The 11994-nt window shown below is 59.7% G+C and carries 14 protein-coding genes and 1 riboswitch; of the genes, 3 read left to right on the forward strand and 11 right to left on the reverse strand.

What is annotated here, in order from left to right:
• Positions 1 to 31: 31 nt before the first annotated feature.
• Genes NW822_RS01090 through NW822_RS01135 form a run of 10 tightly spaced genes read right to left on the reverse strand, consistent with a single transcriptional unit; the run spans position 32 to position 7966 of the window.
• Positions 32 to 1159, reverse strand: a complete 1128-nt coding sequence (locus NW822_RS01090) for an alpha-D-ribose 1-methylphosphonate 5-triphosphate diphosphatase (RefSeq protein WP_414403232.1) — start codon at positions 1157 to 1159, stop codon at positions 32 to 34.
• Entirely contained in the window at positions 1140 to 1835 is a 696-nt protein-coding gene (locus tag NW822_RS01095; protein ID WP_414359330.1) for an ATP-binding cassette domain-containing protein, read from the reverse strand. The genes NW822_RS01090 and NW822_RS01095 overlap by 20 nt, the downstream gene beginning before the upstream one ends.
• Before the next feature lie 4 nt (positions 1836 to 1839).
• Positions 1840 to 2607: an ATP-binding cassette domain-containing protein gene (locus tag NW822_RS01100; protein WP_414403233.1), complete on the reverse strand. Its 768-nt coding sequence runs from the start codon at positions 2605 to 2607 to the stop codon at positions 1840 to 1842.
• A complete protein-coding gene (locus NW822_RS01105; protein ID WP_414359328.1) occupies positions 2600 to 3469 on the reverse strand; it encodes an alpha-D-ribose 1-methylphosphonate 5-phosphate C-P-lyase PhnJ in 870 nt (289 codons plus the stop codon). The genes NW822_RS01100 and NW822_RS01105 overlap by 8 nt, the downstream gene beginning before the upstream one ends.
• Positions 3459 to 4475, reverse strand: a complete 1017-nt coding sequence (locus tag NW822_RS01110; protein ID WP_414359326.1) for a carbon-phosphorus lyase complex subunit PhnI — start codon at positions 4473 to 4475, stop codon at positions 3459 to 3461. The genes NW822_RS01105 and NW822_RS01110 overlap by 11 nt, the downstream gene beginning before the upstream one ends.
• The gene (gene phnH / locus NW822_RS01115) at positions 4475 to 5017 is read right to left on the reverse strand and encodes a phosphonate C-P lyase system protein PhnH (protein ID WP_414403234.1); all 543 of its coding nucleotides are present in this window, start codon (positions 5015 to 5017) and stop codon (positions 4475 to 4477) included. The genes NW822_RS01110 and phnH overlap by 1 nt, the downstream gene beginning before the upstream one ends.
• Complete coding sequence (gene phnG, locus NW822_RS01120; protein WP_414359323.1) at positions 5014 to 5433, reverse strand: phosphonate C-P lyase system protein PhnG; 420 nt, start codon at positions 5431 to 5433, stop codon at positions 5014 to 5016. Before phnG ends, phnH begins: the two co-directional genes overlap by 4 nt.
• A gap of 9 nt (positions 5434 to 5442) precedes the next feature.
• The gene (gene phnE, locus NW822_RS01125) at positions 5443 to 6261 is read right to left on the reverse strand and encodes a phosphonate ABC transporter, permease protein PhnE (protein WP_414403235.1); all 819 of its coding nucleotides are present in this window, start codon (positions 6259 to 6261) and stop codon (positions 5443 to 5445) included.
• Positions 6230 to 7126, reverse strand: coding sequence for a phosphonate ABC transporter substrate-binding protein (gene phnD, locus NW822_RS01130; RefSeq protein WP_414403236.1), 897 nt, complete (start codon positions 7124 to 7126; stop codon positions 6230 to 6232). The genes phnE and phnD overlap by 32 nt, the downstream gene beginning before the upstream one ends.
• Before the next feature lie 48 nt (positions 7127 to 7174).
• Entirely contained in the window at positions 7175 to 7966 is a 792-nt protein-coding gene (locus NW822_RS01135) for a phosphonate ABC transporter ATP-binding protein (RefSeq protein WP_414403237.1), read from the reverse strand.
• 193 nt (positions 7967 to 8159) lie between these two features.
• Here NW822_RS01135 and hisIE point away from each other — a divergent pair, with 193 nt between their 5' ends.
• From hisIE to NW822_RS01150, 3 genes are all read left to right on the forward strand, one after another.
• Positions 8160 to 8855 (forward strand): bifunctional phosphoribosyl-AMP cyclohydrolase/phosphoribosyl-ATP diphosphatase HisIE, encoded by a 696-nt coding sequence (gene hisIE, locus NW822_RS01140; RefSeq protein ID WP_414403238.1) that lies wholly within the window; start codon positions 8160 to 8162, stop codon positions 8853 to 8855.
• Entirely contained in the window at positions 8815 to 9501 is a 687-nt protein-coding gene (locus NW822_RS01145; protein ID WP_414403239.1) for a DUF1997 domain-containing protein, read from the forward strand. Before hisIE ends, NW822_RS01145 begins: the two co-directional genes overlap by 41 nt.
• 45 nt (positions 9502 to 9546) lie before the next feature.
• Positions 9547 to 9640: riboswitch (Fluoride riboswitch) on the forward strand.
• Positions 9624 to 11360 (forward strand): cation:proton antiporter, encoded by a 1737-nt coding sequence (locus tag NW822_RS01150; RefSeq protein ID WP_414403240.1) that lies wholly within the window; start codon positions 9624 to 9626, stop codon positions 11358 to 11360. (Overlaps the previous riboswitch by 17 nt.)
• 62 nt (positions 11361 to 11422) lie before the next feature.
• Here the strand turns inward: NW822_RS01150 and NW822_RS01155 are convergent, their stop codons facing one another.
• Positions 11423 to 11977, reverse strand: coding sequence for a hypothetical protein (locus NW822_RS01155; RefSeq protein ID WP_414403241.1), 555 nt, complete (start codon positions 11975 to 11977; stop codon positions 11423 to 11425).
• Positions 11978 to 11994: the final 17 nt, after the last annotated feature.

Below are 11994 nucleotides of genomic sequence, written 5' to 3' on the forward strand. Positions count from 1 at the left end.
TGGGCACAACTTTTTGGCGATCCAGTCTTCCCTACCAACCTAGGCCATCGCGGAGAAAGACGGGCTTGCCGGCAACAAACACGCCCATAACCCGGAAGGGCTTCTCCCGCAAGATCACCAGGTCGGCCCTCAGCCCTGGGCAAAGAGCCCCCCGATCCTGGAGGCCAACGGCCTGGGCGGGGTTGCGGCTGACCAAGGCGATGGCCTGGGGCAACTCCAAAGCCTGCTTCTCCGCCAGGGCAAAGGCAGCTCTTAGCGCGGCAGCCGGCGAGTAGTCGGTGGCCAGAGCGCCCAGGGATCCTGCCTTCAGGGCCTGGAGGGCGGAGAGATTGCCCACATGGGAGGATCCCCTGAGAGCATTGGGGGCCCCCATGACCACCAGTAAGCCCAACTGTTGGGCTTCTAGAGCAGCGGCCAAGGTGACCGGAAACTCGCTGATCTTCACGCCCAGCTTGGCCATCAACTGAACCTTGTCGGGGCAATCGTCGTCATGGGAAGCCAGCGTCACCCCTTGCTCTTTTGCCTGCTGAGCCAGCTCGGCAAGGGCAGGGAGAACTTCTGGCTGGGATGGGTTCCTGAGGCTGGCGGCAACCTCCTCAGGCTGCTGGCCCAGGTGACGGGCCATATAGCGAACGTAGTCTTCTAGGGTCGGGAACTGGCCTTGGCCAGGCGTGTGATCCATAAACGAAAGGAGATCCACCCAACCTTGGCTGAGGGCGTGGCGAACGGCTGCTGCTCCCAAGGGGCGAGAGACTTCGTAGCGGGCATGGATCCGCAAGTCCAGCGACAAACGGGAACGCAGGGCAACCAATTGCTCGGCCAGGGCCAAAGCGGTCTCCGGGCTGCGCCAACCGGGCAGGCCCTCCCAAAAGGACAGGGTGACAAAAGCAGTGGTCATGCCTGCTGCCAGAGCTCGGTTTTCCCAAACCTCCAGGGCCATCTCGGCAGCCAACTGTACCCCTGGCCGCGGCTCCAGCTCCGGCTCTAGGCTGTCGGCGTGGAGATCGATGACGCCAGGGACGAGGGTTAAGCCCTGTAAAGGGATTCCTTCGTCCACCTGCCCTTCTCGAATCTCAGCAATCCACTCCCCTTCCAGCCGCAGGGATCCCAGCGGGAGCACTTGGTCAGGGAGAACCAGCTTAAGTCCGGACAGCCACATCTTGCTTCTCCTCCAGGTGGTAGGTTTTGTCCACCAAGCCCGCCACGTCTTCTGGCGAGTGGAAAACGCCAACAAGCGCAGTTCCCTGCTGCTTCAGATGGCGAAGGCGCTCCCGCAGAGCTTTCCTGGCCCCTGCATCCAAGCTGGCCGTGGGCTCGTCCAACAGCAGCAAGGGATAGGGATGAATGAGCGAGCGGGCCAGGTTGAGCTTTTGTTTTTCGCCCCCAGAGAAACCCGTGGGGAAAGCCTCCAGTAACTCGGGCTTTAGGCCCAGCTCCAGGAGCAGCTCTGCCGCCCGCTGCCGTGCTCGGCTTTCTTCTACACCTCGCCACAGCAGCGGCTCCGCCACCAGCTCCAGGGCGGTGGTGCGGGGTCGGGGATCCAGAAACTGGCTGACATAGCCGATGTACTCCCGCCGGATCCACAAGATCTCGCGATCCCCCAAACGCGCCAGATCCACCCTTCCGCGGGGAGTCTGCAGAAGGATCTGCCCCCCTGTGGGACAGTAGCTGCGGTAAAGTGTTCGCAACAGGGAAGACTTGCCGGCGCCATTGGGGCCCTCTAGGAGCAGCAACTCCCCTGCTTGTAGGGAGAAGCTCACCTGTTTGAAAGCCAGAACTTCCCGCCCCAGCCGGTGCAGGAAAAACCGCTTTTCCAAATCGATAACTTGCAGCATCTCTCTACAGCCTTGCGGCAACCAAATCCTGAGTAAAGGGGTGGCGGGGATCCTCCAGCACTTGGTCGGCGAGGCCTTCTTCTACCACCTCTCCCTGGTGCAAAACCACAATGCGATCCGCCAATGCCCGTACCACTGAGAGATCGTGGCTAACCAAAATCAGACTCATCCCCAACTGCCGCTTGAGGCGGCGTAGGGTGTCCAAGAAGGTTGCCTGCACCAGCAAATCTAAGCCAGTCGTTGGCTCGTCCAAGAGGATGGCCGTTGGCTCTTGAGCCAAGGCTTTGGCAATCTGCACCCGCTGCCGCTCCCCTCCCGAAAGGAAAGTAGGCGGATCCCCAGCCCGCTCCAGGGGGAAGTCTGCCCTCTCCAAAGCTGCCTGCGCTTCCTTTTGCAAAACTTCAAATCGCCGTTCCCCCTTGAGCACAAGGGGCTCAGCAACATTGGTTAGGGCGGCAAAGCCCATGCGCAGGGCCTGGGCAGCTTCTTGATAAACCATGGCCAAGTGGCGCCGCGCCGCAGGTCGCTCATAGGGAGAAAGCGCCAGCAGATTACACCCCTCCCAGCCGGGGAGGTTGAGCCAGTATTCCCCTTGCGCCGTCTCCTGGAGATAGAGAATTCTCAAAAGGGTGCTCTTGCCGCTGCCAGAAGCCCCCACCACCCCCAGCACCTCCTGGGGATAGAGCTTGAGGCTGACGTTCTTGAGGGCCCAGCGATCCCCGTAGGCTTTCCACACCTTGACCAGTTCCAGCAAAGGCCTTTCTTCAACCATGCTGCTTCTCCCCAACAAATAAAGGCCCACTTTCTTTGCCAGCTAGGAGTTTTTCCATATAGCCCTGGTCGGAGATCTCGTAGGCCAAGCTGCCATCCTCCTGAGGAATGGCGTTGAGAAAGACGTGGCGGCAACCGGTGCGGCGGCAGGATCCCACAATGGGTTCCGGCTGGAAGGGTCGATCCACAAAGGCCAGAGGTTCTACCTGCGTGTAAGGGGGGACAGCATAGATCCGCTTCTCCCGACCGGCGCCAAAGAGCGTGATGTGGGCTGCCTGGTGCAGCTTGGGCAGATCCCAGCGCGGCAGGGGACTGGGATCCATCACATAGCGGCCATGCACCAGAACGGGATAGGCTGCTCCCTTGCGGCTGCGGCCGTGACGCAAGTGTTCTTCAAATAGATCCACCCAAAGCAGGCTGTAGTCCCCCAGGGCATGCAGCTCCCGTGCCTTGGCATCGGAAGGCTCCACGTAGCGCAGGGGCTCAGGGATCGGGACTTGCAAGATCAAAATTTGTCCTTCTTGCAGCCGCTCCTCCGGGATGCGGTGACGGCTTTGGATGAGGGTTGCTTCCAAAGCATCGGTGGTGGTTCGAGCTCCGCTGACGTGGGCAATGAAGCGGCGCAAGTTGGCAGCATTAACCGAGTCATCCGCTCCTTGGTCGATGACCTTCACCACATCTTCCGGCCCCACGAGGCTGAGGGTAAGCTGCAGGCCGCCCGTGCCCCAGCCGCGGGCTAGGGGCATCTCTCGGCTGGCAAAGGGAACTTGATATGCCGGTATGGCCAAAGCCTTGAGAACCTTGCGCCGAATTTCTCGCTTGGCTTCAGGATCCAAGTAGGCGTAGCTATGCTTAGGGTTCAAGAGCAGCCTCCTGATGGCTCATCCAATTGCTGAAGAACGTTACATAGTGAGGCAGTTTGTAGTGCAGGGCAAAGCCCGAGGCCTCCACGGGATCCGTGTGTACCAGAACAAACTCCTCGCTGCGGGCCGGATGGGTGGGGCGATCCATCTCCAAATCCAACATTGCGCCCGCAATAACCCGCCCCTCGTTCCAGCCCAAGCTGGCAGCAAAGCCTAAGCGGTATCCCTTCTCCCCATGCCCGACGACTTCTGCAAAGGCCAAGCGGATCCGCCCCAGGCGAAAGCTGCCTCCCCGCACCGGGTGGATAGCCCGCACCTCGAGATAGCCCACCCCCAACTCCGCCACTGTTGGGTGAGTGTGGACGTTGTAGGCCCGCATGGCGCTGTAGGCGAGGGCCAGGAGTCCCCCGGTGTCCCCTCGCGCCAAAGCTTGCAGGCGATGGGCTCTTGGCGCCGGAAACAGCAGCGGCTGCCGCGTTAGATCCGGGATCTCTTCCTCTAAGTCTTTCTCTGCCACTGGATCTTCTTCCAGTAGGCCTTGCTCTTTTAGCCAGGTTCGCACCGAGGGGTAGCGCTGGGGAGCAGCCGTGGTCTCTGGCTCCACCCCTTGGGTTCCGGAAAAACCCAGCAGACGCAGGCTGTAGTCGAGGGTGGGGCCGAGGACTTGGCCGCCGGGAATGCTCTTGAAGGCTGAAGAAAGCCGTCGCACCAGGAGCAAATCTTCTTTTTTCTGAAGCTGCGCTTTGCCCAGGCGAGGAAGGGTAGTTCGATGAGCTCGCAAAAGCAGCAGCGCTTCGTAGAGATCGCCCCCTGTCTGGGCCAAGGCCTCAGCAGCCAGCTCTGGAGCCCAGAGGCCAGCTTCCGCCATCACCTGATCCAAAAGATAGGGCAAGTAGCTGGCCAGGCCCTTACTCCACTGACCTGCCCCCCTCGGCAACAATTCCCGAAAAAGGGCTTCGGCATTGAGAATGGCCTCCTGACTGCCCCGCGCCACCACGTAGCCCATCAACCCACCTCCACACTTCGCGGTATGCCTACTACATGCTGCCCGTCGGTAAGCAAGATGTCCACTCCCAACGGGTAGGCCGAGATCTGGGAGCGCAGCCGCCAAAAAGCAGGGGGCAAATCCACAGCCAAGCGCACCTCCCCAGCAATGCCGGGGCCCTTGAAGACAAGAGGGGATCCCTGGCCCCAGCCAGTTCCCAGGATGAGAGTTGCCCCGCTCTCCGGCTCCAGGTAGGTGCCCCTCTTAAGAACCGAGAGGGTTTCCCAGCCGGCAGGCAAATCCGCCAGCCGCTCGGCAAAGACAAAGTCCGCCGCCTCCAAGGCCACGGGCCGAGGAGCCTGACCGCGCAGATCCAAGAGCAGCCAGTCTGGCGCCCAAACCCCCACATTTCCATCCACCAGGGTAGTCCCAATGAGGCGGAAGGCTTGGCGCAGCGAGTGAGTTGGCAAGCGCCAAAGCCGGCCAGGGTAGCTCAGCGCCATCACCAAGGTTCGGAAGACCTGTTGGCTTTGCCGTTCGGCTGCAGGTATGGGCACGCTCATAGCGTCTCTACCTCCAAGCGCGTGGCGGCCACCTTGCGCCAGAGGCGCTCATCCTTCTCCTGGAGATGTTCCTGAGCTTCCAGGGCCAAGGCCTGGATCCGATCTTCAGCAATCCCCGCCTGCAACGCGGCATCCAGGTAAGCCAGGGAGCGGGCCAGGCGCGGCCGTTCCCCCAGCACCATTCCATAGCCTTCCACTCCCTTTCGGGGGAAGCGCAGCCAAACCTCGTAAACCAAGACTTCTCCCAGATAAAACGGCGTACCGCTGCGCGAGTCCTGGAAGGGGAGCAACAGCAGGCCTGCCCCTTCCTTCAGCTTCTGGCTGGCTCCCAGAGCGGGCCGTACCTCCCGCGCCAGAGCCACAACTGTCTTTTCAGGAGCCTCCTGCAGCAGCTCCAGGATTTCAAGAGCCTGCACCCTCACCTCCTATACCAGGGATTGGCGAATTCGCGCCGAGACCTTGTCGATTGTAAACACGGTTAGCAGGATGAGCAAAATGATGGTGGCGGCGTCCTGAAAGCGGAAGGCCCGCACCGTCTGCATCAAATCGAAGCCGATACCACCAGCTCCCACCAAGCCCAAGACTGTTGCCGAGCGCACATTGACCTCAAACAGGTAGAGCGTCACCGAGTAGAACGCTGGGGCCACCTGCGGCCAAAAGCCATAGACAAGAACCAGCAGAGGATGGGAGCCCGTAGCCCTCACGGCCTCCACCTGCCCCATATCCACTGTCTCAATGGCCTCGGAGAGCAACTTGCCTGCCACTCCAGCTGTGTGCAGCGTCAACGCCAGGATCCCTGGGAGAGGCCCCAAGCCAATGGCGGCCACAAAAACCAGGGCTAGAACCAGCTCGTTAAGCCCCCTGAGGATGTCCATTAACCCGCGGACAGCCAGATAGACCACGGGAGAGCGGACGACGTTCTTGGATCCCAGGAAGGCCAAGGGAAGCACAAGAAAGGTGGCCAGAAAAGTGCCCCAGAAAGCCATGATCAGGGTCTGGAGCAAAGAGTAAAGAAAAGCTGGCAGAAAGTTCAGGCTGGGCGGAAAGAAGCGAGCGACAAAGGCAGCACTCCTCCCCAACCCAGCCAGCAACCTGACTGGTGAGATCTCAGCCGGCCCTGCCGTCAGCAGGAGAGTCAAAAAGACCATCCCGCCGAGGAGAACACTGAGGCGATCTCTCCGTTTGAGCTCCGCTGGTAAGGGGGGCAGTTTCTTAGAGTTGGCACTCAGGTTGCTTAAGAGCATTGTTAACCCTGCGGAAGGGATCGTAATCCTTGTCGCTGGCCGGCTCAAAACCCTTGAGACCGCGAGCTTCTAGCCATTGCTTGCCTTCCGGTGTGTTCTCGTACTCTAGGTAGGCCGTGCGGATGGCTTCTTTGAGGTCTTCCGGCAGGTCTTTGCGGTAGGCCCAGGGAGAGGAAGGGATCGGATCGGACTTCCAGATCACCTCAAAATCTTCCAAACCCTTAATTTGGCCCTTCTTGGTGGCAATACTGATCCCGGTATCCCAGGTTACCCCCACGGGAATGGTTCCCTGAGCAACCCCCAGGATAACCGACTCATGGTTGCCGGCAAAGGTAACTTGTTTAAAGTACTCCTTGGGCTTGATCTTGGCCTCTAGACAGAAGTAAGCCATGGGCACCTTGAAACCAGAAGTGCTCTCCGGGTCAACGAAAGCAAAATCTTTGCCCTTGGCGTCTTCTAGTGTTTTGATACCACTGCCCTTCTTGGAAATCATCAGAGAGTGGTAAACAGTGCCCGAGCGGACAGAATCTTCCTTCACAAAGGCTTCGATGGGGGCATTGGCTTTTTCAATCGCATCGACGTAAGAGGCGGGCCCATAAAAAGCAACGTGGGTTTTCCCTTCCGCCTGGGAGAGCATCACGGCTGTGTAGTCGCCAGCCACAAACAAACGCACCGGGATCCCCAATCTCTGCTTGAGGTATTCCAGGAAAGGCGCATAGCGAGCTTCGTAATCAGCAGCACTCTCCACCGGCACTTCAGCGATCACTAGCTCCTTGGGCCAGTTCTGCTTCTGCGCCAGCACCGGCACCCAACTGGCAAAGCCCAATAGGAAAGCCGCTAGAGCCAAAACCTTTCTTCTCCGCATGAGTATTCTCCTCTGCAGTTGTGAAGTTGAGTTTGAGCTTACCTGTCCTCAAGCCGTCAAGGCTGAGGGCAACCCTCCGAGGGTTTGAGAGGCTTCCCCCTCCCCGAAGTAGAGATCCTTCTCTTTTTCTGGGGTGAGAGCCGAGACTGGCCCATCAAAGAAAACCTGCCCATCCTTGAAGGCAACAACTCGGTTGGCGTAATGGCGCACCATCTCCAGGTGATGCAGGGTCACTAGGAGCGGGATGCCCTGTCGACGAACCATCCCCAGCAGTAAATCCATGATCACCTGCGCATTTTTGGGATCCAAAGCCGAGATGGGTTCATCTGCCAGGATCAGGGCCGGCTCTTGGATCAAGGCGCGAGCAATGCCCACCCGCTGCTGCTGTCCCCCCGAAAGAGCATCGGCCCTCTGCCAGGCGTGCTCGAGAAGCCCCACCTCCTCCAGTAGCTTTTCTGCTTGGGCCAGATCTTGCTTCGAGAACTGCCGCAGCAAGCCCTGGGTAAGATTCAGGTGGGGCAGGCGCCCAATCAGGACGTTCTCCAAGACAGTCAGGCGGCCAATGAGCTGAAAAGTCTGGTAGATCATGCCCGTGCGCTTGCGCACCTGCTGCAGCCCCTCCCCTCCGCCTTCGTGGAGGGGGAAAGAGCCAACCCAGACTTTTCCAAAACTGGGCCTGACCATTCCCTTCAGGAGCTTAAGGAGGGTGGACTTCCCAGCGCCAGAGGGGCCAATCAGAGCCACCACCTGGGCTCCATCGCCAAACAGGTCGAGGCAAACCCCTCTTAGGGCAACCTTGTTTTTAAAGGTGACCCAGAGGTTTTCTACCCGGATGCGCATTGCTCTCCCTCGGCGCGTGAAAGCTCGGTATCAAACTTAGCAGCTTGACTTTAAGTCACGACTAAAACGAGGTTAAGCCCAGATTAAAATCCCCCTAGCGGCAACAAAAACCGGGCTGGGCAGGAGGAGGTACCCTGGGGAGAGCTGGCTTTGCTATCTTGCTTTTTATGCTCTCTTTGGATTCCTGCCCTCTATGATTGCTGCCTCGGACTCCATTCCTTCAGCGGATCCGCCCCGCGCTCTTCTGCCGGAGGGGATCGCTCATCTGGACAGCCTCCGCTACAACGAACAGGGTTTGATCCCGGCCATTGTGCAGGACTACCTAGACGGGACGGTGCTGATGATGGCCTGGATGAACCGGGAATCGCTGCAGAAAACGCTGGAGACAGGCCGCACCTGGTTCTGGAGCCGCTCCCGCCAGGCGTTCTGGCCCAAGGGGGAAACTTCTGGCCACGTGCAGTGGGTCAAACAAATCCGCTACGACTGCGACAGCGACGCACTGGTCATTTTGGTGGAGCAGGTGGGAGATGCGGCCTGCCACACAGGAGTGCGGAGCTGCTTCTTCCGCACCCTCCCAGAGAAGGAAGGGGATCCCATCCCGGCCGCCGATACCCTGTCGCAGGTGTTTGCCGTGATCAAGGCCCGCCAGGCGGATCCCCGTCCCGATTCCTACACCAGCAGCCTGCTGGCCAAGGGAGACAACGCCATCCTAAAAAAACTCGGCGAGGAGACGGCTGAAGTGGTGATGGCGGCAAAGGAGGGGGACAAGACCGCCCTGGCCCGCGAGGTGGCGGATCTCTGGTACCACTGCCTCGTGGCTCTTGCTCACTATCAGGTGGATATTCGGGATGTCTATCGCCAACTCCAAGCCCGTCGTTCCCCTCAGTGAAGGGGCTTTGTCCGAAGAGGGGGAGCCGCCTTTGGAGGAGATGGATCACCCCCCACCGTTAGATCAACCAATAGCTAAGGTCCACTTGGATTTGCAGGCAGGACGACGGGGCCAAGTGGATCTGGAGACTGACCGGGAGACTTTGGCCCGTTACCTGCGCGGCCACGGCCAGTGGATCCAGCGCTGCTTCCGGCCACTCCAGGTGGAGCCCCTCTCTGCCGACACCTACAAGCTGCAATTTTTCCGCATGGGTGGGCTGGGGTTTGAGCTGGAGCCCTGCTTTGGGGTGAAGATCTGGCCGGAGGAAGATTACCTATTTCGGCTGACTTCGACTGAGCTGCCGGGGGAGGCCGCCCTGCCCTATCGGGTAGATTGCCAGGCCAGTTTCCGGCTGGAGGAGCTACCGGGATCCCCTGCCACTACCCGCGTCCACTGGGATCTTCATCTCGATATCCGGCTGCATTTGCCCAAGTTTTTGCAAGTTCTGCCGCGCAAGTTGGTTCAGAGAGTGGGCAGCCAGGTGGTGCAGCAGGTTACCCGCAGCCTTAGCGATCGCTTTACCCACAATGTCTGCAGCGATTTCTATTGCTCCATTGGCCGTCCCCATCACTCCTATCGCTTGGTTGCGGTGGAAGATGGGGCGTGATACGGTAAGGGGCAAATGCGTTGCGGGTGGGCTGCTCGGCCTTTCCCGGCAACCGGTGATGGGGTTCACCGCAACCGCCTCAGGCAGGTTCTAAGAATTCTCTAAATCCAAGGCTGAGGCTGATGACTCCTACTCTTCTGGGCAGCTCCAGGGGGTGGGAGTCTTTGATGTTGGCTTGCCACTCCGCGGCTCTACTTTCCCCTGGGCTGCCCTTCGACACCCGGACGGCAAAGAGAGAGGTTCTGTTGATGCTGGGCAGTTGGCTGTGGATCTTAGGGATGGGCTTTTTTGTCGGCCAGATCGTGGGCCGGTTGGGGATGCCGCCACTAGTGGGGATGATTCTGGTCGGGATCCTGTTGCAAGAGGTCTTGTCCCCAGAGCTGTTGGCGGCAGCCGGGGATCTGCGCCTAGTGGCCGTCACGATCATCCTCATGAGGGCGGGCCTGGGGCTGGATTGGGAAAAGCTGGCCCAGCAGGGATCCGTGGCCCTGCGGCTGGGGTTTTTGCCGGCAGCCTGTGAGGCGGTGGCAGTGGCGCTCTTGAGCCGCTGGATCCTGGGGCTGGATTGGCCGACAGGACTGCTTTTGGGCTGCGTGCTCGGGGCGGAGTCGCCGGCGGTGATCGTGCCGGGGATGTTGCGCCTCAAGAGCCTAGGCTGGGGGGTAGCCAAAGGGATCCCGGACGCCATTTTGACCGGCAGCGCCCTTTCCGATGTGCTGCTGTTGCTGGGCTTTAGCCTGTTGCTGAGCTTTTTGGGGCAGGGATCTGCCCAGAGCCTTCGCCTGCAGTGGCTGCCGTTCCAGGTGGGGATGGAGATCCTGCTGGGGGTGGCGGTGGGCTACCTGGGGGCGCGGGTTTTGGTGGCCCTCTTGGTGCAGCAGAACTGGACCCGCAACAGTACGCAAGAGGTGCTGCTGGCGGCCTGCCTGGTGCTGGGCTTGGTGCTGGCGTCGCAGGTGTGGCCCCATTTTTCCGGCTACCTGGCGGTGATGGCCCTAGGGTTTTTCCTCGTCCAACTGGATGGGCCGCTGGCGCGGCGGCTGCGGCTTGGGTTCGACGCCCTCTGGACGGTGGCGGAGATTGTGCTGTTTGTCCTGCTGGGAGCCTCTTTGGATCTGCAGGTACTGGGATCCCTGCTCTTGCCCGGTTTGCTGCTTTTGACCCTGAGCCTGCTGTTGGGCCGGGGCCTGGGCTGGTGGCTTTCCACCCTGGGGAGCAACTGGAACTGGCGGGAGCGGCTCTTCTTGCTGCCGGGCAACATGGCCAAAGCCACGGTGCAGGCGGCCATCGGCGGCATCCCCTTAGCCCAGGGGATCCCTGGCGGGGAGACAATCCTCGCCCTAGCGGCCCTGTCGATTTTGACCACAGCACCCCTAGGGGCCTGGCTAACCCAGGTTTTCGCCCCTCGCCTATTGGAAAAGGGAGAGGTGGATCCCACCAAGGTGGGCAGCCAGGGCAAGGTGAGCTTCTTGGCCGCCGTGGATACCTCTCCCTTGGCGGAGGCGGTGCTGCGCAAGGCAGCGGATCTGGCGCGGCGGGTGGATGGGGAAGTGATTGTGCTCCATGTTACCGATGAGCCTCAGGGGAAGGGGGTGGAAGCGTTGCGGCAGCTTGCCCAGCGCCTCTTGGCGGATATTCGCCACGAATTTTGCCTGGCTTCCGGCCCCCTGGCGGAGACCATCGTGGACATAGCCCAGGAGCGGCAGGTTACCGACATAGTCCTAGGCAAGCGGGGCCACCGCCCCTGGGAGCAGGTGCTAGTGGGATCCACTTCCCAAGCGGTGTTGGAGACCAGCTCTATTCCTGTAATCCTCGTAGAGTCTCCTAGAGAAACCCCTGGGCAGGCAGCGGAGGCTTAAAGATCAATGCTGGGCCCTAGAGCTGTTGCTAGGCTAGGCCTCCAAACCGGCCTCAGCAAAGATTATTTGGCTCTACGAGGTATCCATCGGTTTTCGGCGACAGTGAAGCACCTTTTTTCTTTCTTAGTAGGGCAGCACTGGGCATCTTTGGGACCATGAACAAGCATATCTAAGCAGACCTCAGCACTTCCTCTAGAGCTACGAGCGATGGAAATGTTGTTAACGACAACTCTATCGCCAAGAAATACAGGCTCTAGGAGTGTGGGGTTTTTGCTGCCACCTAACAGGCCGGATAAGCTTATCCAGGCAGCACTGCCTCCTGTACTGCTTGCTGCAACCGCCACCACATCCTGAAGCCCATCGTTGTTAAGATCGGTAGGTTCCAGCCTTTCAAGGCTTGCTGTTAGAAACCCTTCTTCAAAAATGCTAGAGCCTCTTTGATACTTGCCATCTTGAAAACGAACCCGCTCAATATCTGGAAGGGGCGAGGTAGCTATGAGATACTCAGCGTTTAAGAACGCCTGCTCGGCACTTGTTTTAACCGTCGATGCTATCGAAACTAAACAGGCACTTAACAAAAAGCAAGCCAGCTTAAAAAGAATTCTTTTAGCGGCCATTGCTTTGCTCCCTTAGC

Origin of the sequence: Synechococcus sp. H70.2, from assembly GCF_047462275.1 — a bacterium.
Taxonomy (GTDB): Bacteria; Cyanobacteriota; Cyanobacteriia; order Thermostichales; family Thermostichaceae; genus Thermostichus.